Genomic DNA, 23,218 nt, shown 5'->3' on the forward strand with positions numbered 1-23,218 from the left:
TTCCTGAGGCTTCTTGCTCTTGAGTGGGACGCTGATGACTTTACTGTTCGGTACGGCTCCGAACGGCACGGTGGGGCGTGAGGGGGCTGTGGTTCCGGGCGGCCGGCTCTTCTGCGGGGTGAGCACCGAGGGGGGCGGGCGCCGGGTGGTTGGGCGGGAGGCGGAGGCGGCCGGTCAGGGCCAGGAAGGCGACCAGGGCGGCGAGCGTGATCCAGCCGGGCCAGCCGGTGAGGCCCATCCGCAGCGGGTCCAGCGGAGCGTTGGGGTCGGCGAATGCCTTGACCATGCCGACGCTCGCGGTGCTGACGAAGGCGTGGGCCAGGACGGCGGGGAGCACCGAGCCCGAACGCAGTCGCAGCCAGGTGAAGACCGGCAGGATCAGCGTGCAGCTGATCACCATCGCGGGCACCGAGACGTACCACGGCCGGCCCGGGTACTGGCCGCCCATCAGCAGGGTGGGCAGGTGCCAGAGGGCGAAGGCGGCGCCGGTGAGGAGGTAGGCCGTCACCAGCCGGCGGCCATGCCCGGCCCGGGCCAGGCGCGGGAACAGGTAGCCCTGCCAGCCCAGTTCCTCGCCGAAGAAGAGGGGGAGGGAGGTCAGGAGGCTGAGGAGCGTTCCGGTTGCCCAGCTGACCGTCGAGGGCCAACTGAGGTCGCCCAGTGGGTAGTTCCCGGTGGCGCTGCCGAGAGCGAGGGCGGCCATCGTCAGAGCCGCGGGGACGGCGAGCCCCACCAGGCACGCGCGCACGCCGCGCCCCCAGGGCCGGGGCCAGCGGAGGGCCAGCACGTCCCGCACCCGGCCGCCCGGTTCGACGAAACGGATCACCAGGAGCGCGGCCAGGGCGGGCGCGAACATCGCGGCGGCGATGCAGACTTCCGCCAGCGCACCGGTCTCCTCGCGGGCGTCACCGCGCCGGAAGCCGCCGATCAGCAGCGGTGACATCGCCAGCCACATGCCCAGGCAGGCCAGCGCCAGGAACAGCACCGGCCCGCGCCGCCGTGTGGCCGCCTGCGAGGACGATTGCGAGAAGGGTTGCGAGTACGTCATGGAGCGACGCTATGGATGCCTTGGGGGGAGGGAGAATCCCGCCGACCCCACGGCCTTTCCTGCTGGGATCCGGAGGGCCGGGCTGGGGGTAGCCCCCGGGCCACCGGCCCCCAGGCCCCCGGCCCCAGCACCGTCGCGTGCCTGCGGCAGCCGATGGGGGACGAGGGCGGGTGGCGGTCAGGAGGCCGGCGGGATCACGGCCCATGCCTCGACCTCGGCGCGGAAGGCCGGGTTGACCAGGCCGGCGACCTGCACCAGTGAACAGGCGGGCGGACGCGCGGCGTTCTGATGCTCGTCGCGGACCCGCCGGAAGGTGTCCAGGTCCGCGAGATCGGTCAGAAAGACGGTCAGCTTCACCACATGGTCGAGGCCGGAACCGGCGGCCTTGAGGGCGGTGTCGAGGTTCGCGTAGATCTGGCGTATCTGGGCTTCGGAATCCCCCTCGCCGACCAGCCGGCCCGCCGCGTCCACCGGGACCTGTCCGGAGACCACGACCATCGGCCCGGAGAAGGCCACCGCGTGGCTGTAGCCGTTGACCGGCGGTGCGCCGTCCGGCCGGACGATGTGTTCCGTCATGTCTGTCGTTCCCTCGTCTGTTTCGTGCCTCGTCATCGGTCTCAACGTCGCGCACCCGCCTCGGAGTTCCCGCTGCGCAGGACGCCGGCCGTGGCGGCGGCGACCACGCAGCACGCCACCGGGAGGAAGAGGGCGAGGTTGAGCGGTACGGCCTCGGTCAGTGGTCCGATGACGGCGGGGCCGGCGAGCATGCCGAGGTAGCCGAGGCCGGCGACCCGGGAGACGTTGGCGCCGGCGCGGTCCGGGTCGAAGTGGCCCGCTGCGCTGAAGAGTTGCGGTACGCAGCCGGACAGACCGGCGCCGAACACCGCCCAGCCGGCCAGGGCCAGCGGCACCCAGGGGGAGACGGCCGCCGCGGCCAGTCCGGTGGCGGCCGCGGCGGCACCCCAGCGGAGGAGGGCGACCGGGCCGAAGCGGCCGGCCGCCCGGTCGGCCAGCAGGCGGCCGAGGGTCATGGCGGTGGCGAAGGCCCCGTAGGCGAGCGCGGCGGTGGCGGCGGGCGCGTCCAGGACGGTACGGAGGTGCAGCACGCTCCAGTCGTTGGCCACACCCTCGCAGAGCATGATCATCAGAGCCAGGCCGGCCAGTACCCAGATGTGGCGGGGAGTGGTGCGACGGCCGGGAGCGGTGGAGGGAGTAGCGGCTTCCGGGCCGGCCGGCCCGGTGGCGTCGGTGTCCCGTTCGGCGGCCGGCAGCAGCGCGGGCGCGGCGAGCCCGGTGACCACCAGGCCGAGGAGGGCGGCCGCCCCGAGGGTCGTCGCCGGCTGCCACCCGAGGGCAAGGGTGCGGGCGCCCACCAGGGAGGCGAGCACGCCGCCCAGGGAGAAGGTGGCGTGGAAGGCCGACATGACGGGGCGTCGGTAGCCGCGCTCCACCTGGACGGCGTGGGCGTTCATGCTGACGTCCAGACAGCCGTTGCCGAGGCCGAGCAGCAGCAGGGCCGCGCCCAGGGTCCAGGCGTTTCCGGCCAGGCCGGGCAGGATCAGGGTGAGGCCGCACAGCGCGGCGCTGCCCGGGACGACGACGCGGGCGCCGAAACGGTCGGTGAGCGGCCCGACGAGCTGCATCCCGGCGAAGGCCCCCGCGCCGAGCAGCAGCAGAAGCCAGCCGAGCACCGCATGGCCGATGCCGACCCGGTGCTCGACACCCGGGATATGGACGATCCACATCCCCATCAGGAAGCCGTTGAGGGCGAAGTAGGCGAAGGTGGCGACCCGCCCCGCCCGCAGGCGTCGCCCCGGCCCGGACGCCCTCCGACCCGTTACCGCCGTGTCCGACTCCCCGGCCGCCCGCATCATTCTCTCCATGCGGCGACCATAACGAACAAGGATTGGTTTCGAAAGCTTGCGTAATGAACACTACGGATGTTCAATTCGGGCATGGCTGATAGTGAACGACTGCGGCGGATCACCGAGGCGGTACGGGAGGCGGGGCGCATCGGTGTCGCGGAACTCGCCGGACTCACCGGCGCCTCGGAGATGACCATCCGCCGCGACCTGGAGGCGCTGGCCGCCCAGGGCGTCCTGGAGCGCTACCGCGGCGGCGCCCGCAGCCTGCTGCTGCGCGGTACGGAACCGCCCTTCGCGCTGCGCGCCCAGGAGGGGCTGGAGGCCAAGCGGCGCATCGCCGCCGAGGTCGCCGGGCTGATCGCCGACGGCGAGTCCGTCGTCCTGGACAGCGGCACCACCTGTCTGGAAGTGGCCCGCGCGCTGGCGCACCGCCGGCTGACCGTCATGCCGCTGTCGCTGCACGCGGTCAACGCCCTCACCGGCGGCCCGCACCTCACCCTCCTCGTACCGGGCGGCCGGCCCCGCCCCGGGGAGCTCGCGCTGACCGGGCCGCTGACCGAGGCGTCCCTGTCCGCGCTGCGCTTCGACACCGCCGTCATCGGCTGCTGCGGGCTCACCGCCGAGGACGGCCTGACCGCCTTCGACCTGGACGACGCCGCCGTCAAGCGCACCGCGATCGGCTGCGCCCGCCGCGTCATCGCGGTCGCCGAGGCGGGCAAGCTCTCCCGCACGGCCCTGGCCCATGTCGCCCCCGCCTCCGCCCTGCACGCCGTCGTCACCGACGCGGCCCCGGACGAGCGCACTGAGCGGCTGACCGCGGCCGGCGCCGCCGTACGGACGGTGTGACGATGCGCCGGCCCGCAGCCGCCCCGACGCCCGGCGGCACCGTCCTCTTCGACCTCTTCGGCGTCCTCGCCCGCCACCAGTCGCCCGCCGGCCGGCAGCGCCTCGTTCGCGCGGTCGGCGGTCAGGAAAGCGGCTTCTGGGACGCCTATTGGGCGCTCCGCCCGCCCTACGACCGCGGTGAGAGCGACGGCCCGGCCTACTGGCGCCAGGTGGCCGCCCGTATGGGCATACGCCTGGACGACGCCCGTATCGCGGAGCTGATCGCCGCCGACATCGAGAGCTGGAGCGCGGTGGACGGCGCCATGGTGGCGCTGGTCGGGGAGTTGGCGGCCCGGGGGACGACGCTCGGCCTGCTCTCCAACATTCCCGAGGAACTGGCCCGCCACTACGAGGGCCGGCACGCCTGGCTCGGCCACTTCCGGGTCCGGGCCTTCTCCTGCCGCATCGGGCACGCCAAGCCCGAACCGGCCGCCTACCGCTGGTGCCAGGAGGCGCTGCCCGGCCCGCCGGAGAACGTCCTGTTCGTCGACGACCGCCCGGAGAACGTCCGGGCCGCCGAAGCGGTCGGTATGCGCGGCCATCACTTCACCGGCGAGGAGCGGCTGCGGGCCGTTCTCGCCGGCTGGGGCGGCTGACTGCCGCTGCCCTACGGGGCGTGGCGGGCGGACGGATCCCGTGCGGACGGCCGGGCGAATGATCGTGCGGGCGGGCGTTGTCAGTGGGGCGTGCCACGATCGGAAACGAGCCGCGGAGTGCGGGCATCGGCCGGGACCGGCCCGCGCCTCGCCGCCAGCCTGTCCGTCCGTCCGCCCGCTCGCGCGCTCGCTCGTGAAGGGAGCGTTCCATGACCGGCAACTCCCGCTCCGCCGTCCGTCGAGCGTTGGGGCTCGCGCGGCCCGGCCACGGCCATCGCCACGACGTTCCCCAGGGCCACCGCCACGGTCGGCGCCACTCGGTGAGCGCTGCCCTCCACCGAATAGCACTCCGCGGCGGGGACTGTGGCCGGGCCCACGCGCACCCCTCCGTAAAACACGTCAGAAGATGGCAGGTTTCCGCAGCAGGATCGCAGCCGTCACCCCGCAGCAGCCGGGCCGTGGCAGGTGGCCCACAGGCCGCCGCGGAGACGGAAGGACGCAGATGGACACAGTACCTATGACGCAGATGGACGCGGCACTCACGGGGAAGGTCGCGCTCGTCGCCGGAGCGACGCGCGGTGCCGGCCGGGGCATCGCGGTCGAGCTCGGCGCCGCCGGGGCCACCGTGTACGTCACCGGCCGCAGCACGCGCGCACGGCGCTCGGAGTACGACCGCCCCGAGACCATCGAGGACACCGCGGAGCTGGTGACCGAGGCGGGCGGGCGCGGTATCGCCGTACCCACCGACCACCTCGTTCCCGACCAGGTCCGCGCCCTGGTGGACCGGATCGCCGCCGAAGAGGGCCGGCTCGATCTGCTGGTCAACGACATCTGGGGCGGCGAGCACCTCTTCGCCTGGGACACCCCCGTATGGGAGCACGATCTCGACAAGGGCCTGCGCCTGCTCCGCCTCGCCGTGGAGACCCATGCCATCACCAGCCACCACGCGCTGCCGCTCCTCCTACGCAATCCGGGCGGACTGGTGGTCGAAATGACCGACGGGACCGCGGAGTACAACCGCGAGACGTACCGGAACTCCTTCTTCTACGACCTGGCCAAGACGGCCGTGCTCCGGATGGCCTTCAGCCTGGGCCACGAACTCGGCTCCCGCGGCGGCACGGCGGTGGCGCTCACGCCGGGCTGGATGCGTTCGGAGATGATGCTCGACCACTTCGGGGTGACCGAGGAGACCTGGCGCGACGCGCTGGCGGGCGAACCGCACTTCGGTATATCCGAGACCCCGCGCTACGTCGGCCGCGCGGTCGCCGCGCTGGCGGGCGATCCCGAGGTGCGCCGCTGGAACGGCCAGTCGCTCTCCAGCGGACAGCTCGCGCGGATCTACGGGTTCACCGACCTCGACGGCAGCCGCCCCGATGCCTGGCGGTACCTCCGCGAGATCCAGGACGCCGGCAAGCCGGCCGCGCCCGAGGGATATCGCTGACCCGGCTCCTCGCCGGTGCCGCGGTCGGGGCGGACGAGGCGAGCGCCCCGGGGCCGTGCCGCGGTGCCCGTAACGGGCCGACGGCTACCGGGGCGGGCCGGACGGCGGACGGCTACCGAGACGGCTCGGACGTGGCCGAGCGGGCTGTGAGCAGGTCGATGATCAGGGCGAGCGGGGGCCAGTTGAGGCGGCCGTGGCGGGCGACGGCGTGGGCGCGCAGCACCACGTCGGGGGAGGAGAGGGGGATCAGCCGGACGTCCGGGGCGGTGGCGATGTCGGCCGGCAGCAGGGATACGCCGAGGCCCGCGGTGATCATTCCTTGGACGAGGTCGAGGGTGTCGGCCCGGTGCGTGATGCGCGGAGTGAAGCCCGCCATGGAGGCGAGCGTGCGGATGACCGTTTCGTCCGCGGTATTGCGGGAGTTGACGATCCAGTCGTGGCCGGCGAAGCGGGCGAAGACCTCGGGGGTGGTTCCCGGGCCGGTGGCGGAGCGGGCCGGGACGCCCAGGCCCCACCGGGCGGTCCACAGCCCGGTGGTCCGCACGGCCGGTTCGACGGCGGCCGGGGCGAGGTTGTAGTCGTAGATCAGGGCCAGGTCCGTCTCGTCCGCGGCCAGCAGCGCCAGGGCCTCGGTGGGCTCGTGTTCCCGGACGAGGAGACGCAGGCCGGGGTGGCTGGTGGCGAGTTCGGCGACCAGGGGCAGCAGATGGGCGCGGATCGCGGTGTCGAAGCCGGCGATACGTACCGTGCCGCGCGGCTCGGCCCCGGGAGCGAGGTCGAGATGGGCGGCTTCCACGGCGCCCAGGATCCTCACCGCGTGCTCGGCGAGCCGGCGGCCGGCGGGCGTGAGGCGGACCCGGCGGCCGTGCGGTTCGATCAGGGCGGTGCCCATCTCGCGGGCCAGGACGGCGATCTGCTGGGAGACGGTCGAGGTGGTCGTGCCGGTCGCCTCGGCGACCGCTCGCATCGAGCCCAGCCGGGCCAGTTCCACCAGCAGATGCAGTCGGCGGGTTTCCATCGGCCTATTGTCCAGGATTCCCGAACGGAATGTCCATGAACGGCACGTGGACACGAACGATGTCCAGAGCATCTACTGTCCCCCTGAGTCCCACCCGTCCCACCCATCTCAGGGAGTGCACCGTGCCCCGCCCCCGTACCGCCGCCGGCGGCCGACCGCGCCTCGGCGGCGCCGAGACCGGCTTCCTCATGGCGGTGGCCTCGATGACCTCGATCCAGCTGGGCCTGGCCCTGGCCGTTCCGCTGTTCGGCCAGCTCGGCGCGGTGGGCACGGCGGGCCTGCGGCTGGGCTGGGGCGGGCTGCTGATGCTGGTCCTCATACGCCCGCGCCTGCGCGGTTTCACCGGCCGCGACCTGCTCGCCTGCGCCGTACTGGGCGCGGCGACCGCCGGGATGATGCTGTTCTTCATGCTGGCCGTCGCGCATCTGCCGCTGGGTACGGCGAGCGCGCTGGAGTTCCTCGGCCCGCTGGCCGTGGCGCTGTGCGGCCGCGGTGCCGGGCGCAAGGTGTGGACGGTACCGGCCGCGCTGGGCGTACTGCTGCTGACCGAGCCCTGGCATGGCGGCCTCGACGCCATCGGCCTGCTCTGCGCCCTGGCCGCCGCGGGCTGCTGGGCCCTCTACATCCTGCTGACCCAGCGCGTCGGCGATCGGGTCACCGGGCTGAGCGGCCTCGCCGTGTCCATGCCGGTCGCCGGTCTGCTCGGCACCCTCATCGCCGCCCCGTCCCTGGCCGGCCGCGTGAGCTGGCAGGCGGCGGCCACCATGCTGCTGCTGGCCGCGGTCAGCCCGGTGCTGCCCCTGGCGCTGGAATTCCTCGCCCTGCGGCGGCTGACGACCGCGGCCTTCGGCACCCTGATGAGCCTGGAACCGGCCATCGCGCTGCTGATCGGCCTGCTGGTGCTCGGCCAGGTGCCGGGCCTGTCCGCCGCGGCCGGGGTGGTGTGCGTGGTCGCCGCCGGGGTGGGGGCCACGCGTACGGGCGGCCGGACCGGGGAGTCGGATACGGGGCTGGAGCCGGAATCCGCGCCGGCCGCGGCGCAGGCCGGGCCGACCGCGGCCGTGGCCGTTCAGGAGCGCAGCCCGGCCGAGACCGGCTGAGACCGGCGGAGCGGCCACCGGGGCTGGACCCGTAGGACCCGTAGGACCGTCCGCCGGGCTCACCCGTCCCCGGCCACTCCAGCCCCAGCCCCTCACCGATGGCCCTCGCCCGGTCCGTCCTCTCCCGGCACCCCCTCCACCGCCCGCCGCAGCAAGGTCAGGAACTGCTCCCGCTCCTCGGGGGAGAAGGCGGCCAGGATCTGCTCGTTCACCGCGAGGATCGCGGGCGCCAGGCGGACCGCCGCCTCGCGGCCGCCGCCGGTGATCCGGATCATCTTGCGGCGCAGGTCGGCGGGGTCCTTGGTGAGTTCCACCAGGCCCCGCCGGCGCAGCCGGTCCAGCAGCGGCGCGGCGGTCGATTTGTCGAGATGGGCGAGGGCGCCCAGGGTGCCCTGGTCCATGTCCCCGTGGGTGTGCAGCAGGCTCAGCACGGTGAACTGCGGCCCGGTGAGGTCCCGGTCCACCTGCTCGTGCCACAGCCGGGCGTGCACCTGGCTGAGCCGGCGGGCCAGCGGCCCGACCCCGCTGATCGCGGCGGCCACCTCGGCCGCGTCCCGCTGCTTCGGTGTCATCGCTCCGCCTCCGTCCATCCGGCCCGTCCCCTCCCCGGCCACTCACCCTCCGCCGTCACGCCCCCCACCGCGCGGCCCCCGTCCCCTACCCGCCCCATTGAACAGGACGTACACGTACTTTACCGTGGGAGCGAGGTAAGACGTGTACGTCATAAATGCCGGCAGGCGGGCCGGAGAAGCCCCTGCTCCGGGTCGGCTGGAGAAGCCCTCCTCCGGGCCGGCCGGAGGACGCCCCGCTGACCGGCCGCAGAAGGGACAGGACAGACCACATGACCCAACACGGCAGTGCGCTGAACTTCCGGGACTTCGTCGACGGCCTGCTCACCGCGGGCGACGCGATCGACATCCGCCGCCCCGTCGACCCGCTGCTCGAAGCCGCCGCCGTCACCCGGCGCGTCTACGAAACCCGGAGCCCCGCCCCGCTGTTCGCCAACCTCCTCGGCGCGGCCCCCGGCTTCCGGCTGCTGGGCGCGCCCGCCGGCCTGAGCGGCGTCCCCGGGCAGACGTACGGCCGGCTCGCCGCCCACTTCGGCCTCGCGCCCGGCACCACCCCGCGCCACCTGCTGGAGAAGCTGATCGCCGCCATGCACGCCGAGCCCGTCGCGCCGCGCGTGGTGGACTCCGGGCCCTGCAAGGAGCACGTGCTGCGCGGCGACGCGGTGGACCTGGAGCGGTTCCCGGTGCCGCTGCTGCACGAGCAGGACGGCGGCCGGTACGTCGGCACGTACGGCTTCCACGTGGTGCGTACGCCCGACGGGCGGTGGACGAGCTGGTCGGTCAGCCGCAGCATGCTGCACGGGCCCCGTACGCTCGTCGGCCCGGCCATGCCGCAGCAGCACCTGGGGATGATCCACCAGATGTGGCGGGAACGGGGCGAAGCCACCCCGTGGGCGATGGTGCTCGGCGCCCCGCCCGCGGCGCTGGCCGCCGCCGGTATGCCGCTGCCCGCCGAGGTCAGCGAGGACGGCTACGTCGGCGCGCTGGCCGGCAGCCCCGTCGAGGTCGTCCGCACCGAGACCAACGACCTCTACGTCCCGGCCAACTCCGAGATCGTCCTGGAGGGCTGGATCAGCCCCGACGAGACCGCGCCCGAAGGGCCGATGGGCGAATACCACGGCTATACCGCCGCCGACCCCAAACCCCAGCCCGTCTTCCACGTCGAGGCGATCACCCACCGCACCGACCCGATCCTGCCGATGTGCGTGGCCGGCCGCCCCACCGAGGAGAACCACACCATCTGGGGCACCATGATCTCCGCCGCGGCCCTGGACCAGCTCCGCGCCGACGGCCTCCCGGTCGATCTCGCCTGGTGCTCGTACGAGGCCGCCACCTGCTGGCTCGTGGTCTCCGTCGACATCCGGCGGCTGGCCGCGACCGGCCTGGACGAACGGGGGCTGGCGGACGCCGTGGCCGCGAGCCTGTTCACCTCGCACGCCGGATGGCTGGTGCCCAAGGTGCTCCTCGTGGCCGACGACATCGACATCACCGACACCGACCAGGTGGTGTGGGCGCTGGCCACCCGCTACCACCCCGGCACCGGCGAGTACCCCTACCCCGACGCGCCCGGCATCCCGCTGGTCCCCTACCTCACCCCGGAGGAGGTGCGCTCCGGCCGCGGCGGCAAGGCCGTCATCAGCTGCCTGCTGCCGGAGAACTTCGAGGGCCGCACCCGCGGCATCCCCACCGACTTCCACCACTCCTACCCGCCCGCGATCCGGCAGAGAGTGCTGGACAACTGGGCCGACTACGGCTTTCCCGCACCGGTCAGGGGAGGCGGAGCACCGGCTTGACGACCTCGCCCGCCGCCGCGCCCCGCGGACCGACCGCGATCACCCCGCGGTCGAGCGGCGCGGCGACCGCGGCCGGCGGGCCCGCGGGCCCGTGACGTTGGCTCAGCCGTCCGACGTGTGGCCGGGGCCGAGCAGGGTGACGAACCGTCCGCGGCACTCCGCCCCATCGGCCGCCTGCCAGCCGGCGGTCAGCGTCGCCAGGCACTCCCGGTCCCCAACCGGCTCGGAGGACGCACCGTCCCCGGCCGTCACCGGCGCCAGCACCCGGGCGAGGTGCAGCGTCACGGCCACCGTACGCGCGGGCCGCCCGCCCGCCGACTGGCCCGCCGCGTCCTCCGCCACGCCGGTCTCCACATGGATCTCCGTGCCGTGCGGCCCACTTACCACCCGCGGCGGCCGGACGGCCGACGACAGGACGCCGAGCCCGCCGGCCGTGGCACCGGGATGGGCGATGACCGACTCGTCACGGGTATCGGAAGCGTTCTGTGCCTGGGCCTCGGCACGGCCCTGGAGCAGCGCGAGCAACTGGCCCACGAGCACCGGGTCGTGGGCACCGTCGTACACCCAGCGGCGCCCCAGCACCCCGTGCTCGGTGGTGCCGATGAGGCCCTGTTCGGCCCCGTCCAGGGGCGCCCCGCGGTAGCTGAGCGGTACGAGGTAGGCCACCTCGGCGGCCCCGGACCGGTCGGTGGCCACCATGAACTCGATGCCCACCTCGCCCTCCGGATCATCGATCCGGAAGCCACCGGCCTTGTCGAGCCGCGGTGATGCCTGGGTGCCGGTGTACCACGGCTGACCGGGAAGCCAGTCGGCCAGCAGTTCCAACTTGGTGGGCGTGAGAGTGGTCTCGTGAATGACTGCCATACCAGCGAACGTTACGTCAGCCGGTGCCTGACGCGCGCGTGGTGGTGTGTCAGCCCTCCCCGACCACCCGGGCCGCGATGGGAAGTCGGCTGCGCAGGCCGGTCTCAACCTCGTCCAGAACGGCGTCATCCGGACCATCGGCAACGGTCAGATGGGGCACGACCTCGGTGAACTGGCCGCCGTAGGGAGGAGCCTCGGGCCATCGCTCGGCGATCGCCTCGGTGAGCCGCCGCAGGTGCGCGTCCGGCTCAGGCACCAGAAACAGCACCCCCGGAAACCGCCCGCACCGCTCAAACCGCAACGCGAAGGCGTTGTGCCTGCCGATCAGCTCAGCGAGAGCCGAGCAGACCCGCGCGTCCACTCGACTCCCGTCCAGGAACGGGAAAACCACCGTGACATGCGCGGGGACCCCCGCTCGCGCTGACGGATCGAACCGCTCACGCCATGTGCCGACCACCGACTCCGCCTCCGGGACCCGGACGATGAGCCCCGTTTGGCCGGCCTGGAAGCCACCTGTGCTGTCGTCGTCTGCCATGGCACGGCATGCTGCCACCTGCCGGGCCGGTGCGGAGGCCGGTGGCAGCACCTGTGCGCGGGGCGGGCCGCCGCGGTCGTTCACGGGGCGATGGCCGGTTCGGATCGGTAGGCGCGGTGCAGCAGTTCCACGAAGGCGGGTGCCTGGGGGAGGGGTACGGAGTCGATGCGGCTGACCGGGACGGCCGGCGTCCAGGAGTTCATGACGACTGCGCCGGACAGGTCCGGGAGGTCGGCGACGGTGAGTTCCTGGACGCGCTGGGGGATGCCGAGCCGGTCCAGTTGGCGGCGGACGACGCCCATCGTGGTACCGATCAGCATTCCGGCATCGGGCCACACCACGGCCGTGCCGTCCCAGAAGGCCAGGTTCCAGATCGTGCCCTCGCTGAGCCGTCCGCGCCGGTCGACGAACACCGCGTCGTCGAAGCCCCGGGCCGCGGCCTGGCGGAGGTAGTACGTCTTGGCCACCTCGCCGACGTGCTTGAGCTCCGGCAGGACGCGCTCGTGGGCGACCGCCGCCAGCGCCAGGGGGCCGTCCGGGCCGGTGGCCGGCGGGCCGGTGCGCACCAGCAGGTCGGGTTCGGCACGGTCCCCGGTCCGGGTGAACTCGCCTGCCGGGGGGTAGGCCGTGGCGGTCAGTGAGAGGTCCGCTGGACCGGCCGCCAGTGCGGCTCGCAGCCACGTCCGCACCTGGTCGTCCGGCAGCGCCCGGCCGAACAGTTCCACCGACGCGTGCCGCAGCCGCGCCAGATGGAGGTCCAGGCCCCGCAGCCGTCCGCCGCGTACCTGCGCCGCGGTGAAGTGGGCGTAGCCGGCGAACGCGAGGGGCGCCAGCTCCGCGGCGGTCGCCGCCCGTCCGTTCCGTTGAACTGCGAAGAGGGGAGGGGCAGTTGGGGGCTTCGGTGCGTCATGGGGTGTGTCGGTCGGTGTGTCGGTTGGCATGGGGTGCGGGCTCCAGGATCGTCCGGTCGTTGTGCTCACCCCGCACCGTAGGATCTGACATGGATGTGAGATTCAAGTGCCGGTGACGGGGATCACATGACGATGAAGATCGGGGAGCTGGCGCGCGCGACCGGCGTCAGCCCCCGCCTGCTGCGTTACTACGAGGAGCAGGGGCTCCTCACCGCGTACCGGCGCGGCGACGGCGGCCACCGGCGGTACGCCGACGACGCCCCCGCCGTGGTGGGGCACATCCGGGCGCTGCTCGCCGCCGGGCTGCCCACCCGCGTCATCCGCGAGCTGCTGCCGTGCGTCGCCGGGCCGGGCCCGGAGCTGGAGCACTGCGCGGCGGGCACCCTCCGGGAACAACTCCGCGATCTGGAGGCCAAGATCTCCACCCTCCAGGACGCCCGGTCCGCGCTCACCGGGCTGCTGGCCACCACCGTTCCGGTCAGAGGCGGTGAACGGCATGAGGGAGGGGCGTGACGGGTCCGGCCGGCCGGCGGTGACCCGGGTGGGTGAGCGGCCGGCGGCTGCGGATGCGATCACGGGGGCGGCTGCTTAGCGTCGGGGTGGCCGCGCGTGGCACGCGGGGGCAGGGCCTGGGCGGGCGGGCGCGGGCGTACGCCGCCGGGCCCGCGCGGGGACCGATACCGCCGCTGATGAGGAGTTCCGCCATGCCCGCTCGTACGCTCAAGGACAAGGTCGTCGTGGTCGGCGGCGCCTCCAGGAATCTCGGTGGCCTGATCAGCCGGCAACTTGGCGAACACGGCGCGAAGGTCGTCGTCCACTACAACAGCGACTCCTCGCGCGCCGACGCCGAGGAGACGGCCGCGGCGGTCAAGCAGGCCGGCGGCGACGCGGTGACCCACCAGGCCGATCTGACGCGGGTGTCCGGCGTCGAGGGGCTCTTCGACGCGGCCACGGACGCGTTCGGGCGGGTGGACGCGAGTGTGAACACCGCGGGCATGGTCATCAAGAAGCCGGTGACCGAGACCTCCGAGGACGAGTACGACCGGATGTTCGCGGTGAACTCCAAGGCCGCCTACTTCATGATGCGCGAGGCCGCCAAACGCATCGACCGGGACGGTTCGATCATCACCGTCGTCACCTCGCTGCTGGCCGCCTACACCGGCCTGTACTCGGTCTACGCCGGCAGCAAGGCCCCCGTCGAGCACTTCACCCGCGCGCTCTCCAAGGAACTCTTCGGCCGCAACATCAACGTCAACACCATCGCTCCCGGCCCGATGGACACCTCGTTCTTCTACCCGGCCGAGACCGACGACTCCGTCGCATACCACAAGTCCTCTTCGATGAACGGGGAGTTGACGAAGATCGAGGACATCGCCCCGTGTGTGCTCTTCCTCCTCACGGATGGGTGGTGGCTCAACGGGCAGACGGTCTTCGCCAACGGTGGCTATACGACGCGGTGAGGGCCGGTGCGGGCCGGTGCGGGCCGCCTGGGGCTGGTTGACCCGGGCGGCCCGCGCGCGTGCCTGGTCAGGCCGTCCCCGCGGCCCGGTGCAGCAGGGTCGTGAGGATCGGCTCGGTGTGCGTCCAGAGCAGGGCGCCGCCGGCTTCCGGGATCAGATGGCGGCGGGCGCCGGGGATGCGGGTGGTGAGGAAGGCGCCGTGGTCGGGGGAGTGGCTGGTGTCATGCGCGCCGTACCAGAGGTCCACCGGGACGGCGATCCGGTCGAGGGCGAACGGCCAGCGGCTCATGGCCAGTACGGTGTCGCGGGCGTATCCGGCCGCCGCCCCCTGGGCGAAGCCCTCGTCCAGCGCGCGGCGGTAGGCGGCCGCGAAGGGCGGCTCGCGGTAGACGGCGAGGTCGCAGTCCGGGCTGTTCCCGTGCACCAGCCGCGCCATCGCGTCCGCCGTGAAACCCGCGAAGAACTCCTCGGCGCCGCCCGGGTCGGCGGCCGTTCGCTCGACCAGTCCCCGTACCTCGGCCGGGAGGGCGCCGGCGAACTCCGGTGCGGCGATCTCGTCGGCACCCGAGACCACCGCCACCGCGCCGACCGCGCCCGCCGCCGCACAGGCCAACGCGAACGGCGCACCCTGCGAGTTGCCGATCACCGGCGGGCGGCCCAGGCCGCGCGCCGCCGCCAGCCGGCCGATATCGGCGGCGAAGTCCGCGAACGTGCGCCCGGGCAGTGGCGAGGAGGCTCCGAGGCCCGGCCGGTCCACGGACACCAGCCGTACGCCGAGCGCCGCGACCGCGTCCGGGCCGCACCCCAGCCACCGGCTCGTCGCCGCACCGGGACACAGCAGGACCGGGATGCCGTCCTCCGGCCCCCACTCGGCCCAGGCGAGCAACCGCCCGTCGGGCAAGGGCGTTTCACCGAGGCGGGCGGGGGCGGTGACACAACTGTTCATGATCGTCATGATGCGGACCGGGCGGGGCGGCCGCACGGCAATTTCCGCTCGACGCGGGCCGGTGGCCGGGGGCCGGTGCCGCCCGGTGCTGGGGGTCCGGGCCGCCTGGCCCGCGCCTCGGCGGCCCGTTCGCCGTCAGGCTTCCGGGGGCCGGCCTTCCGGCGTACCGGGGGCGCGCCCTCCGTACACGCTCAGTCCGTAGAGGGCCAGGACGTCCAGCGCGATGATCAGCACGGACCACACCGGGTACGCGGGGATGAAGAACATCTGGGCGAAGGCGTTCAGACCCAGCACCACGACCCCGAACCAGCGGGCCGCTTCCGAACCCCTCGACAGCACGCCGACCGCCGCCGCGGCCTGGAGGACGGCCAGGGCGAGCATCAGCCAGCCGAAGGACCGCAGATCGCCCAGCACGAGTTGGACGTTGCCCACGAAGACATGGGAGTTGGCGATCGCCGCGATGCCGTCGAGGCCGTTGAAGAGCGCCAGCAGGGCCAGCATCACCCCGGCGAACATCACCAGACCGTGGCGCTGGTGCCCCGCGGTCGGTGCGGCCGCTCTCCCGTAGCCCGGGTGGGGTGTGCCGGACGGATGCCCGGTCGCTGAAGTCATGGGAACCTCCCTGGTCGGGGACGCGGTTGAGGGATGTGCGGTCGAGGGTTGCGCCGCGGCCGGCGCGTGGTCGGCCGAGCGGGGCAAGCCGAGCGGGGCCGGGCAGCAGCAGCCGCGCGAGCGGCCGTGCCAACGGGCACGCAGCGCCGGGCGCCGGCCGGGCCGTCCGGCCGCCACCTGGGCGGCGCCGGGCGCAGGCTCCGCGCGCCGCGCCGCACGGACCGCCGGCCCTCATTTCAGCCTGGCAGGGACGGTTCCGGGCCGCCACCGCTTCCGTTCACTGCTGGTGGTGCCGCCAGCGGTCGTCGGCCTCGGCCCATTCCTTCTCCCACTGGGCGTAGCGCCGCCGGTTCAGCAGCCGGACGCCGGCCCGGTGCGCGCCGAACACCAGCAGCCCGGTGCCGGTCGCGGCCACGCTGCCGGCCACCACGCTCTCGGCCAGCGAGTCCGCGGGATTGCCGGGGTCCCGTACCAGCGCCCCGCCGCGGTCCAGCCAGACGGTCGTCCGGTCCCCGACGTGCACCCCCGTCGGCACCGTCGTCTCGCCGGACCGTACGGAGTGGTCGGCGGCGGTCCAGCGGACCACGGCCTGCACCCGGCCGCCCGCGCCGTTCCCGCTGTCGACGCCGATCCGGGCCGCGGGTTCCTTCGCCACCACGGCCGACACGGAGTGCCAGCCGGCGCTCTGGCGGTGCGCCGCCGCGTCCACCGCGTCCGCGGTCAGTACGCCCGCGGCCGGGGCCGACACGGCGATCAACACCCCCGCGACCAGGGCCATCCACGACTGGGCCACATCCGTCCCCCGCCGCAGCGGACCGCGCCGCCAGGGCGGACGGAGCTTCCCGAAAGGCATCACGCACGCACCCCCTTCGCCTGCACTTCGAGCGTCGCACACCTCGCCGTCCGCTCCCACGCCAAGGCCATGCGACTTCGAGCGCCGGGACCCCAGGACGGCCGTGTTTCACGTGAAACGAGGCGGCAGTGTGTCCCAACCAGGCGGCGGTGTTTCACAACGAGGCGGCGGTGAGCCGGCGGTGTTTCACGTGAAACATCGCCCCACCCCCCAACGAACACCGGCCCCGAACCCGCAAGCATCGGCTCCTGCCCGCCGAACACCGCCCGCGCCCCCACCGCCCTGCGGAACCCGCCCCGAGCGCGGATGGTGGAAGGAGAACCTTCAGGAGCCATCGTGATCACCGGAGACCGCCGCCGTGCGCCGGGGCGCCACGCCACGCGCTCGGCCAAGCCCGGGCCGCCCCGCGAGCCGCCCAAGGCACCGGCCGAACCGCGCCCGCCGGCCAGGCGGCCGTGGCTGCTGCCGATCATCCTGCTCGCGGTCTTCGTCCTGCTGCTCAGCCGGACCCACGGCTCCTCGGGCACCGCCCTCACGTACAGCGCCTTCCTCGGGAAGGTCAACGCCGGCCAGGTCAAGACCGTCGACATCGACGACAAGGGCGGGGTCGACGGCACGCTGAAGGACGGCCGGAAGTTCACCACCCGGATCCCCACCGCGCTCGGCAACACCGGCCTGGCGCAGCAGCTCCGCGCCCAGCACGTCGACATCACCGCCTCCGGCAGCGGCGGCGGCACCGGCTGGGTCGGCCCGCTGGCCGCGCTCCTCCTGCCGCTGGTGCTGCTCGGCGCGCTGTTCCTGTGGACCGGGCGCCAGGCGGCCCGCACCCTCTCCGGCGGGCTCGGCGGCCTCGGTGGAATCGGCCGCTCCAAGGCCCGCATCATCGAGGCCGAACGCCCCACCACCCGCTTCGGCGACGTCGCCGGCTACGAGGGCGTCAAGCAGGAGATCAGCGAGATCGTCGACTTCCTGCGCAACCCCGAGCGGTACGCGGTGGTCGGCGCGACCGGCCCGCGCGGGGTGCTCATGGTCGGGCCGCCGGGCACCGGCAAGACCCTGATCGCCCGGGCCGTGGCCGGCGAGGCGGCGGTGCCGTTCCTGTCGGTGACCGGCTCGGCGTTCGTCGAGATGTTCGTCGGCGTCGGCGCCTCCCGCGTCCGCGACCTCTTCGACGAGGCCCGCAAACGCGCCCCCTCGATCATCTTCATCGACGAGATCGACGCCGTCGGCAGCCGCCGCAGCGGCGTCCACCTGGGCGGCAACGACGAACGCGAGCAGACCCTCAACCAGCTGCTGGCCGAGATGGACGGCTTCGACCAGAGCAGCGGCATCGTCGTCCTCGCCGCCACCAACCGCCCCGAGGCCCTCGACCCGGCCCTGCTGCGGCCCGGCCGCTTCGACCGGCACGTCACCGTCCCGCTGCCCAACCAGGCCGAACGGGCGGCCATCCTCGCCGTCCACGCCCGCAGCAAGAAGCTCGCCACCGACGTCGACTGGGACGTGGTCGCCCGCGCCACCCCCGGCTTCTCCGGCGCCGACCTGGCCAACCTCGTCAACGAGGCCGCCATCCACGCCGTCCGCGCGGGCGGCTCGGTCCTCTCCGCCCGGGACCTCGACAGCGCCCGGGACCGGGTCCTGCTCGGCCGGCGGGAGACCTCCAACGCCCTGCTCCCCGAGGAGCGGCACGCGGTCGCCGTCCACGAGTCCGGACATGCCCTGGTCGCCGCGCTGTGCCCGCACGCCGACCCGGTCGCCAAGGTGACCATCCTGCCCTCGGGACCGGCGCTCGGCGCCACCGAACAGCTCCCGGAGGCCGAGCGGCGCCTCTACAGCGAGGGCTATCTGACCGATCTGCTGACCGTCCGGCTGGGCGGCCGGGCCGCCGAACTCGTCGTCTTCGGAGAGGGCTCCACCGGCGCCGCCGACGACCTGGCCGGCGCCACCCAGATCGCCGGCCGGATGGTCCGCGAGTTCGGCCTCTCGCCGAGCCTCGGCCCGGTCGGCTACGCCACCACCGGCCTCACGCAGCGCTTCGGCGACGAACCCTCCGGCGACACCCTGCACCGCCCGTACTCCGAGCAGACCCAGCGCCTCATCGACGAGGAGATCACCCGCCTGGTCCGCCAGGCCGAACAACGCGCCACCGACCTCCTCCGCGACCACCGCCCCGCCCTCGACCACCTCGCCGATCTGCTCACCACCCGCGAGACCGTCGACGGCTCGGCGGTCCTCGACGTCCTGCGGGGGCGGGGGCCGGAGCCGGGCCCGGGGCTGGCTGGTGGCGATTCCGGTGGCCATTCCGGTGGGGCTCCTCCCGAGGTGCCTCCCGGCGAGGATCCCGGCGGCCCTCCCGGCCGGCCTCCCGATCGTGCCGGGCGTCAAGGCGCTTGAGGCCGCCCCTCAGAGGCGCTGACGGCCGCCGCCGGGTGCGGGCTGTGCGGGGCGTCCGGCCCCCGGCGGGTCCGCGTACCGCAGCAACGCGCCCGCCCCGTCCCGCAGCCGGAGCCGCCGTTCCGGTACGAGGACCAGCTCCGCGCCCGTCCCCACCAGCGCCCGGGCCAGGGCGGCGTCCGCGCGTTCCCGGCGCACCGGCCCGACCCCGTACGACCGTAGCTCGCCCTCGGTCAGCGCCAGTTGGGCCGGCTCCGGGCCCACCCACAGGGCGGCGGGCGGCTCGCGGCGTTCGTTGACGAAGAGCGCGGCGGCCTGGCCCCGCTGGAGCGCCGCGATGGTGGCCGGCAGCCCCTCGGCGGCCGCCCCGCGCTGGGCCCGCTGGGCCAGGAAGGCGTCCAGCAGGGCCTCGTCGTGGGCCGCCAGCCGGCCGTTGAACAGGCCGTCCAGCCGGTGTTCCAGCAGCGCCCGGCCCGGCCGCGGCGCTCCGCCCGGCCCCACGGCGGTCAGCCGCCCGCGCAGCCGCGCCGGGAGCCGGCGGGCGAGGATGCCCCGGGCCCAGGTGTCACCGGCCAGCACCAGGGCGTCCGCACCGATCCGGTCGGCCTGCGCCGCGAGCCGCCGCCCGAACCGCTCGGCGGCGCGCGGCCAGTCGGCGACCGGGACCCGCTCGTCGCACCGTTCGCCGGGCGCCACCTTCGTCAGCGGCCACCTGCCCGCCTCGGACTCCACCCGGACCGTGCCGCCGGCGTCCGTCGTGTGGCGCCCCGAGTAGTGGACGTAGACGGCCACGTACGGGATCTCGGGCGCGTGCTGGGCGATCAGCGGCATGGTGTCCGGCAGCGCGCCGAAGTGCGCGGAGTCCCGGACGGGCGGATCCGGCAGTTCCCCCTGGAGCACGAGTGCGCCGTGGGCGGTGAACAGCGCCTGGCCGTGCAGCCCCGGCACGTCGGCGTCGCTGCCCACCGTGCCGGCCACCGCCGCGATCGAGTTCTCGTCGGCGCCCTCGGCCAGTAGGACGTTGCGCAGCCGCCGCCAGCGCAGCGCCAGGGCCGCGTCCGGGTCGCCCTGGGCGCCGGCCCGCGAGGTGTCCACGTAGACGGACGCGAACGGGCCCGGCTGTTTGTAGAGCGGTTCCAGGAAGGACAGTCGCATCGCCACCACCAGGACGGCCCGCGGGCGTAGCGGCCCGCCGGGCACGGTCCCACCGGTCCCGCGCACGGGGGCCGCCGCCCCTCCCCTCCAGCATGCGCCTGTCCGGCCCGCGGCGAGTGAGAATCGAGGGGAGGGCGGTTGCGCGAAAGTGGCCCTCGACCGCCCCGCCCGAGCCGGTCTTCGGCGGGGTCCGACGGTGGCCCTCGGCAAGGCCGGACGGCGGCCCACGGCAGGGCCCGCGCCCGCCCCGAGCTGGGAAGGTGACGCCCGATGATGTTCTGGTACGGCCACGGCGGCGGGGGCTGGGGGTGGCTCGCCGCCATGATCGGCATGGTGCTGTTCTGGGCATTGGTGATCACGGTCGGCATTCTGGTGTTCCGCGCCCTGGCGCGTCCGGGGCCGCCCGTTGGCGACGAACAGGCCCGCCGCTTCCCGGGATGGCACCCCGGGACCCAGCCCGGCACCCCGGCGGCCGGACCGCCCGGCCCCGAGCAGATCCTCGCCGAGCGCTACGCCCGCGGCGAGATCGAGGACGAGGAGTACCACCGGCGCCTGTCCGTCCTCCGTACGTCGTCGCATGGCGGGGCCGGTCACGGCGGGGCGGCGGCGGGACCGGGGGCGCCGGGTGGGGAGGCCGGACCGGGGCAGGCAGCCGCGCCGAGCGGCCCAGGCGGGCCCGGTGGCCCCGGTAGGCAGGATCGCTGGGGCGGACCCGGTGGAACGGGCGCGGCGGGCGACCCGGGCGATCCGGGCGGTACGCAGGGCGGCTCACCGCCCCCGGCTTGAGCCTTCCGGAGCCATCCAGGCGCGCCCCACCACCCCGCGTGCCCGGACGACCCACCCCCCGCCCCAGTTCACCGCATCCTCAATGCAACTCCGCCTTGGCCACCACGATGGCCAGCCCGAGCACCAGGTTGACCGCGGCCGACACCAGCACCAGCCGCCGGGACGCCCCGGCCCGGACGGCGGCCGTGGTCCCCCAGCCGATCTGCTCGGCGACGGCGACGGACAGCGCGAACCACGCGGTGCCGGCCAGATCCAGCCGCAGCAGGGGGCTGATCGCCACGGCGGCGGCCGGGCCCAGCGATGCCTGCGCGATCGGCCACTCATGGCCCGCCACCCGCCGGACCGTGGCCCACGACAGCTCCCGGTACGACGCCAGGCCGCCGACCAGGCGGGCGTAGATGTGCGCGGCCCAGAACACCAGCCCGGTGACGAGCAGCAGCACGATCAGCCCGAGCCGGGGGAACGGACCGAAGGCGGCGGTCCCGGCCACCACGGACGCCGCTTGCAAGGACCCGTAGACCGCGCCCCCGTAATCGGACCGCCTGCGCCGGGCCCGCTCCCGGCCATGACCGCCCGCGCCGTTGCGACCCTGGCCGTCCGTCCCGTCGCGGCCCCGTTCCGGGCCGTCCGCACGGCCGTCGGCGCCGGTGCGACCCGCCATGCACCCCAGGATGGCCGCGCCCACGCCCGTCCGCACGGCGGAGCCCCGGCACCGGCCCGGCACACCCGGGGTACGAGGCCGGGCAGCGCCGGCACCGCTACCCGCTACGGGCCCCGGTCACGGTGACCGGGTGGGCGTGCCCTCCCGGGCGTACTCCGGCGACCACAGCACTTCCGTCGTGACGCCCTGGAGGCGGGCGTACCGCACCAGGTGTGCCATGGCGTCCCGTTCGCCATCGGGGGAGCCGTCCCAGACCGCGAGGAGGGTGGCGCAGGAGGCGATCAGGCGCTCATCGGCCGCGACGCACTCCACCGGGTCGGCCGGGTCGTACGCCATGAGCCGGACGTGCGCGGAGAGATACAGCAGTTCCCCGGCGGCCGCGCGGTCGGCCTCCGGGAGCAGCGCGGGCTCGGACTCCTGGGCCGGCAGCACCGCCACCATCGGCACGCCGCTCCTCCGGGCCGCCCGCCCGACCGCCAGCGGCAGCCCCCGGCCGGCGCGGACCACGACGGTCGCGCCCGGTGGTGCGATCCGCCGGAGCGTTTCCCGCACGTCGTCCTGGAGCAGCTTCAGCGTCGGCGCGGTGAGATCACTGTGCCCAACGACGGCGATCACCGCCGGTCAACTCCCCTCGCTTACCTCCACCTTCCCGGATACCTACCCCGGGCAGGCGCCCCCGCGTGCGTACGGCCGGTGCGGCCGGGAACCCCGACCGCGGCGCACTCACCACACCCTCATGACGACCCCATTACGCACCCAACCGCCCCCACGCGGTCCTCACTCCGTCACTTCTTCTTCACCCCGTCACGTCTTCCTCACGTGATCACTTCGTTCCGCGTCACGGGACTACCTGGCCGCCTTCGTTACGACACGCCGCGTGACTGCCGGCCACTTGGAGTGTGAGTGCCCGGGGCGATACGACGACGCGCGTTGCGGAGCGCGTTACGGAACCGCGGGCAGCCGGCGCGGCTCGATGCGTTCCTCCACCACCGTGCCGTCGCTGTCCCGGGTGACCAAGTAGGCGCCCTTGCCCGGGACTTCGGTCACCGCCTCGACCAGCTCGGTGCCGCGGTAGACCAGGCCCACCCCGTCGTCCGTGCAGTGCGCGGACGGTACGGCGCCCTCCGCGACCATCCGGTGGATCAGCGGCCGCCGGCCCGGATCGACGTCGTAGTGCACGCCGTTGCCGTACGGGAGGAAGCCGAGCGCGTCGGTGAGGGGACGCAGTTCCGGTCCGAACGAGTCGGTCGCGCCACCCTGGAACCAGCAGAGCGACCCCGCGCTCACCCCGCTCAGTACCACCCCCGCCTCCCAGGCGCGCCGCATGACGCGGTCCAATCCGTGGACCCGCCACACGGCCAGCAGATTGGCCACCGAGCCGCCCATCACCCAGATCACGTCCTGGTCGAGAACGGTGCCCTCCACGTCCTCGACATTGGGCATGGGGAACAGATGCAGCGGTGTCAGATCGAATCCCGCCACTCTGGCGGCCTCGGTCATCCGGGAGGTGAAGTGCTCGGCATCCCCGATGGCGGTGCCGACGTACAGCACGCGGGGGCGCCGGCCGTGCGCACCGGAGAGCTCGACCGCATGGTGCACCAGGGAGTTGAACGTCACCATGGTGCGGCCCCCCGCGCGGTGCCCTCCGGACGTGGCGAGGATGGTGGGTTCGGGTCGGGTCGTCATGGTCATGACCCTATATCCGGCGCGCGGATCACGGCGGGGCCGA

Annotated in this window: 24 protein-coding genes; 9 read left to right on the plus strand and 15 right to left on the minus strand. The window is 74.2% G+C overall.

Features of this window, described 5'->3' with window-relative positions; translation table 11 throughout:
- Window positions 1-40: 40 nt before the first annotated feature.
- From ADL22_RS16400 to ADL22_RS16410, 3 genes are all read right to left on the minus strand, one after another.
- A complete protein-coding gene (locus ADL22_RS16400; RefSeq protein WP_199836311.1) occupies window positions 41-1,048 on the minus strand; it encodes a CPBP family intramembrane glutamic endopeptidase in 1,008 nt (335 codons plus the stop codon).
- A 177-nt stretch (window positions 1,049-1,225) separates the two neighbouring features.
- Entirely contained in the window at window positions 1,226-1,624 is a 399-nt protein-coding gene (locus ADL22_RS16405; RefSeq protein ID WP_066979302.1) for a RidA family protein, read from the minus strand.
- A 41-nt stretch (window positions 1,625-1,665) separates the two neighbouring features.
- Window positions 1,666-2,799 (minus strand): MFS transporter, encoded by a 1,134-nt coding sequence (locus ADL22_RS16410; protein ID WP_234430733.1) that lies wholly within the window; start codon window positions 2,797-2,799, stop codon window positions 1,666-1,668.
- A gap of 204 nt (window positions 2,800-3,003) precedes the next feature.
- Here ADL22_RS16410 and ADL22_RS16415 point away from each other — a divergent pair, with 204 nt between their 5' ends.
- The 3 genes from ADL22_RS16415 (at window position 3,004) to ADL22_RS16425 (ending at window position 5,835) form a co-directional block, all read left to right on the plus strand.
- Window positions 3,004-3,759, plus strand: coding sequence for a DeoR/GlpR family DNA-binding transcription regulator (locus ADL22_RS16415; RefSeq protein ID WP_066979609.1), 756 nt, complete (start codon window positions 3,004-3,006; stop codon window positions 3,757-3,759).
- A gap of 2 nt (window positions 3,760-3,761) precedes the next feature.
- Window positions 3,762-4,394: an HAD family hydrolase gene (locus tag ADL22_RS16420; protein ID WP_066979304.1), complete on the plus strand. Its 633-nt coding sequence runs from the start codon at window positions 3,762-3,764 to the stop codon at window positions 4,392-4,394.
- Between the two features lie 526 nt (window positions 4,395-4,920).
- Window positions 4,921-5,835: an SDR family oxidoreductase gene (locus ADL22_RS16425; RefSeq protein WP_066979611.1), complete on the plus strand. Its 915-nt coding sequence runs from the start codon at window positions 4,921-4,923 to the stop codon at window positions 5,833-5,835.
- A 112-nt stretch (window positions 5,836-5,947) separates the two neighbouring features.
- Here the strand turns inward: ADL22_RS16425 and ADL22_RS16430 are convergent, their stop codons facing one another.
- On the minus strand, window positions 5,948-6,853 hold the full coding sequence (locus tag ADL22_RS16430) for a LysR family transcriptional regulator (RefSeq protein WP_066979306.1): 906 nt from the start codon (window positions 6,851-6,853) through the stop codon (window positions 5,948-5,950).
- Between the two features lie 122 nt (window positions 6,854-6,975).
- Between ADL22_RS16430 and ADL22_RS16435 the strand changes: the two genes are divergently transcribed.
- Window positions 6,976-7,953 carry an EamA family transporter gene (locus ADL22_RS16435; protein ID WP_234430723.1) on the plus strand — a complete coding sequence of 326 codons (978 nt, stop codon included), beginning with the start codon at window positions 6,976-6,978 and terminating at the stop codon, window positions 7,951-7,953.
- 92 nt (window positions 7,954-8,045) lie between these two features.
- On the opposite strand, the gene ADL22_RS16440 is transcribed toward ADL22_RS16435, so the two are convergent.
- Complete coding sequence (locus tag ADL22_RS16440) at window positions 8,046-8,525, minus strand: MarR family winged helix-turn-helix transcriptional regulator (protein ID WP_079064175.1); 480 nt, start codon at window positions 8,523-8,525, stop codon at window positions 8,046-8,048.
- A gap of 269 nt (window positions 8,526-8,794) precedes the next feature.
- On the opposite strand from ADL22_RS16440, the gene ADL22_RS16445 reads away from it, so the two are divergent.
- Window positions 8,795-10,315 carry a UbiD family decarboxylase gene (locus tag ADL22_RS16445; protein ID WP_066979308.1) on the plus strand — a complete coding sequence of 507 codons (1,521 nt, stop codon included), beginning with the start codon at window positions 8,795-8,797 and terminating at the stop codon, window positions 10,313-10,315.
- Between the two features lie 102 nt (window positions 10,316-10,417).
- Here the strand turns inward: ADL22_RS16445 and ADL22_RS16450 are convergent, their stop codons facing one another.
- The 3 genes from ADL22_RS16450 to ADL22_RS16460 all read right to left on the minus strand — a co-directional run bounded on the left by ADL22_RS16450 (window position 10,418) and on the right by ADL22_RS16460 (window position 12,655).
- Complete coding sequence (locus ADL22_RS16450) at window positions 10,418-11,179, minus strand: maltokinase N-terminal cap-like domain-containing protein (RefSeq protein ID WP_066979310.1); 762 nt, start codon at window positions 11,177-11,179, stop codon at window positions 10,418-10,420.
- Between the two features lie 49 nt (window positions 11,180-11,228).
- Entirely contained in the window at window positions 11,229-11,714 is a 486-nt protein-coding gene (locus ADL22_RS16455) for a 2'-5' RNA ligase family protein (RefSeq protein WP_066979312.1), read from the minus strand.
- A gap of 80 nt (window positions 11,715-11,794) precedes the next feature.
- Window positions 11,795-12,655, minus strand: coding sequence for an aminotransferase class IV family protein (locus ADL22_RS16460; protein WP_079064176.1), 861 nt, complete (start codon window positions 12,653-12,655; stop codon window positions 11,795-11,797).
- 96 nt (window positions 12,656-12,751) lie between these two features.
- On the opposite strand from ADL22_RS16460, the gene ADL22_RS16465 reads away from it, so the two are divergent.
- Window positions 12,752-13,138 carry a MerR family transcriptional regulator gene (locus ADL22_RS16465; RefSeq protein ID WP_324615568.1) on the plus strand — a complete coding sequence of 129 codons (387 nt, stop codon included), beginning with the start codon at window positions 12,752-12,754 and terminating at the stop codon, window positions 13,136-13,138.
- 191 nt (window positions 13,139-13,329) lie between these two features.
- Window positions 13,330-14,085 (plus strand): SDR family oxidoreductase, encoded by a 756-nt coding sequence (locus ADL22_RS16470; RefSeq protein ID WP_066979321.1) that lies wholly within the window; start codon window positions 13,330-13,332, stop codon window positions 14,083-14,085.
- A 67-nt stretch (window positions 14,086-14,152) separates the two neighbouring features.
- Here the strand turns inward: ADL22_RS16470 and ADL22_RS16475 are convergent, their stop codons facing one another.
- From ADL22_RS16475 to ADL22_RS16485, 3 genes are all read right to left on the minus strand, one after another.
- Entirely contained in the window at window positions 14,153-15,031 is an 879-nt protein-coding gene (locus ADL22_RS16475) for an alpha/beta fold hydrolase (RefSeq protein WP_066979623.1), read from the minus strand.
- Window positions 15,032-15,166: 135 nt separating this feature from the next.
- Window positions 15,167-15,643 (minus strand): DUF7144 family membrane protein, encoded by a 477-nt coding sequence (locus tag ADL22_RS16480; protein ID WP_159048677.1) that lies wholly within the window; start codon window positions 15,641-15,643, stop codon window positions 15,167-15,169.
- A gap of 277 nt (window positions 15,644-15,920) precedes the next feature.
- Window positions 15,921-16,496, minus strand: a complete 576-nt coding sequence (locus ADL22_RS16485; RefSeq protein ID WP_234430724.1) for a hypothetical protein — start codon at window positions 16,494-16,496, stop codon at window positions 15,921-15,923.
- Window positions 16,497-16,832: 336 nt separating this feature from the next.
- On the opposite strand from ADL22_RS16485, the gene ftsH reads away from it, so the two are divergent.
- Window positions 16,833-18,887 (plus strand): ATP-dependent zinc metalloprotease FtsH, encoded by a 2,055-nt coding sequence (ftsH, locus tag ADL22_RS16490; protein ID WP_234430725.1) that lies wholly within the window; start codon window positions 16,833-16,835, stop codon window positions 18,885-18,887.
- Window positions 18,888-18,896: 9 nt separating this feature from the next.
- On the opposite strand, the gene ADL22_RS16495 is transcribed toward ftsH, so the two are convergent.
- On the minus strand, window positions 18,897-20,108 hold the full coding sequence (locus ADL22_RS16495) for a hypothetical protein (RefSeq protein ID WP_234430726.1): 1,212 nt from the start codon (window positions 20,106-20,108) through the stop codon (window positions 18,897-18,899).
- A 204-nt stretch (window positions 20,109-20,312) separates the two neighbouring features.
- Between ADL22_RS16495 and ADL22_RS36820 the strand changes: the two genes are divergently transcribed.
- Entirely contained in the window at window positions 20,313-20,828 is a 516-nt protein-coding gene (locus tag ADL22_RS36820; protein WP_066979345.1) for an SHOCT domain-containing protein, read from the plus strand.
- A gap of 79 nt (window positions 20,829-20,907) precedes the next feature.
- Here ADL22_RS36820 and ADL22_RS16505 read toward each other — a convergent pair whose 3' ends face one another.
- From ADL22_RS16505 to ADL22_RS16515, 3 genes are all read right to left on the minus strand, one after another.
- Entirely contained in the window at window positions 20,908-21,489 is a 582-nt protein-coding gene (locus ADL22_RS16505) for a hypothetical protein (RefSeq protein WP_066979628.1), read from the minus strand.
- 117 nt (window positions 21,490-21,606) lie between these two features.
- Window positions 21,607-22,104, minus strand: coding sequence for a hypothetical protein (locus ADL22_RS16510; protein ID WP_066979347.1), 498 nt, complete (start codon window positions 22,102-22,104; stop codon window positions 21,607-21,609).
- Between the two features lie 327 nt (window positions 22,105-22,431).
- Entirely contained in the window at window positions 22,432-23,175 is a 744-nt protein-coding gene (locus tag ADL22_RS16515; protein ID WP_107116321.1) for a peptidase E, read from the minus strand.
- Window positions 23,176-23,218: the final 43 nt, after the last annotated feature.

It is taken from the genome of Streptomyces sp. NRRL F-4489 (assembly GCF_001509485.1).
Classification (GTDB): domain Bacteria; phylum Actinomycetota; class Actinomycetes; order Streptomycetales; family Streptomycetaceae; genus Streptomyces.

What these genes read in the sequence shown, in the direction of transcription:
- ADL22_RS16440 (WP_079064175.1), bottom strand. Translation starts at nt 8,525, where the DNA reads ATGACACCGAAGCAGCGGGACGCGGCCGAGGTGGCCGCCGCGATCAGC.
- ADL22_RS16450 (WP_066979310.1), bottom strand. Translation starts at nt 11,179, where the DNA reads ATGGCAGTCATTCACGAGACCACTCTCACGCCCACCAAGTTGGAACTG.
- ADL22_RS16430 (WP_066979306.1), bottom strand. Translation starts at nt 6,853, where the DNA reads ATGGAAACCCGCCGACTGCATCTGCTGGTGGAACTGGCCCGGCTGGGC.
- ADL22_RS16415 (WP_066979609.1), top strand. Translation starts at nt 3,004, where the DNA reads ATGGCTGATAGTGAACGACTGCGGCGGATCACCGAGGCGGTACGGGAG.
- ADL22_RS16405 (WP_066979302.1), bottom strand. Translation starts at nt 1,624, where the DNA reads ATGACGGAACACATCGTCCGGCCGGACGGCGCACCGCCGGTCAACGGC.
- ADL22_RS16485 (WP_234430724.1), bottom strand. Translation starts at nt 16,496, where the DNA reads ATGCCTTTCGGGAAGCTCCGTCCGCCCTGGCGGCGCGGTCCGCTGCGG.
- ADL22_RS16515 (WP_107116321.1), bottom strand. Translation starts at nt 23,175, where the DNA reads ATGACGACCCGACCCGAACCCACCATCCTCGCCACGTCCGGAGGGCAC.
- ADL22_RS16445 (WP_066979308.1), top strand. Translation starts at nt 8,795, where the DNA reads ATGACCCAACACGGCAGTGCGCTGAACTTCCGGGACTTCGTCGACGGC.
- ADL22_RS16400 (WP_199836311.1), bottom strand. Translation starts at nt 1,048, where the DNA reads ATGACGTACTCGCAACCCTTCTCGCAATCGTCCTCGCAGGCGGCCACA.
- ADL22_RS16455 (WP_066979312.1), bottom strand. Translation starts at nt 11,714, where the DNA reads ATGGCAGACGACGACAGCACAGGTGGCTTCCAGGCCGGCCAAACGGGG.
- ADL22_RS16505 (WP_066979628.1), bottom strand. Translation starts at nt 21,489, where the DNA reads ATGGCGGGTCGCACCGGCGCCGACGGCCGTGCGGACGGCCCGGAACGG.
- ADL22_RS36820 (WP_066979345.1), top strand. Translation starts at nt 20,313, where the DNA reads ATGATGTTCTGGTACGGCCACGGCGGCGGGGGCTGGGGGTGGCTCGCC.
- ADL22_RS16480 (WP_159048677.1), bottom strand. Translation starts at nt 15,643, where the DNA reads ATGACTTCAGCGACCGGGCATCCGTCCGGCACACCCCACCCGGGCTAC.
- ADL22_RS16420 (WP_066979304.1), top strand. Translation starts at nt 3,762, where the DNA reads ATGCGCCGGCCCGCAGCCGCCCCGACGCCCGGCGGCACCGTCCTCTTC.
- ADL22_RS16465 (WP_324615568.1), top strand. Translation starts at nt 12,752, where the DNA reads ATGACGATGAAGATCGGGGAGCTGGCGCGCGCGACCGGCGTCAGCCCC.
- ADL22_RS16475 (WP_066979623.1), bottom strand. Translation starts at nt 15,031, where the DNA reads ATGAACAGTTGTGTCACCGCCCCCGCCCGCCTCGGTGAAACGCCCTTG.
- ADL22_RS16425 (WP_066979611.1), top strand. Translation starts at nt 4,921, where the DNA reads ATGGACGCGGCACTCACGGGGAAGGTCGCGCTCGTCGCCGGAGCGACG.
- ADL22_RS16470 (WP_066979321.1), top strand. Translation starts at nt 13,330, where the DNA reads ATGCCCGCTCGTACGCTCAAGGACAAGGTCGTCGTGGTCGGCGGCGCC.
- ADL22_RS16410 (WP_234430733.1), bottom strand. Translation starts at nt 2,799, where the DNA reads ATGGGGATGTGGATCGTCCATATCCCGGGTGTCGAGCACCGGGTCGGC.
- ADL22_RS16460 (WP_079064176.1), bottom strand. Translation starts at nt 12,655, where the DNA reads ATGCCAACCGACACACCGACCGACACACCCCATGACGCACCGAAGCCC.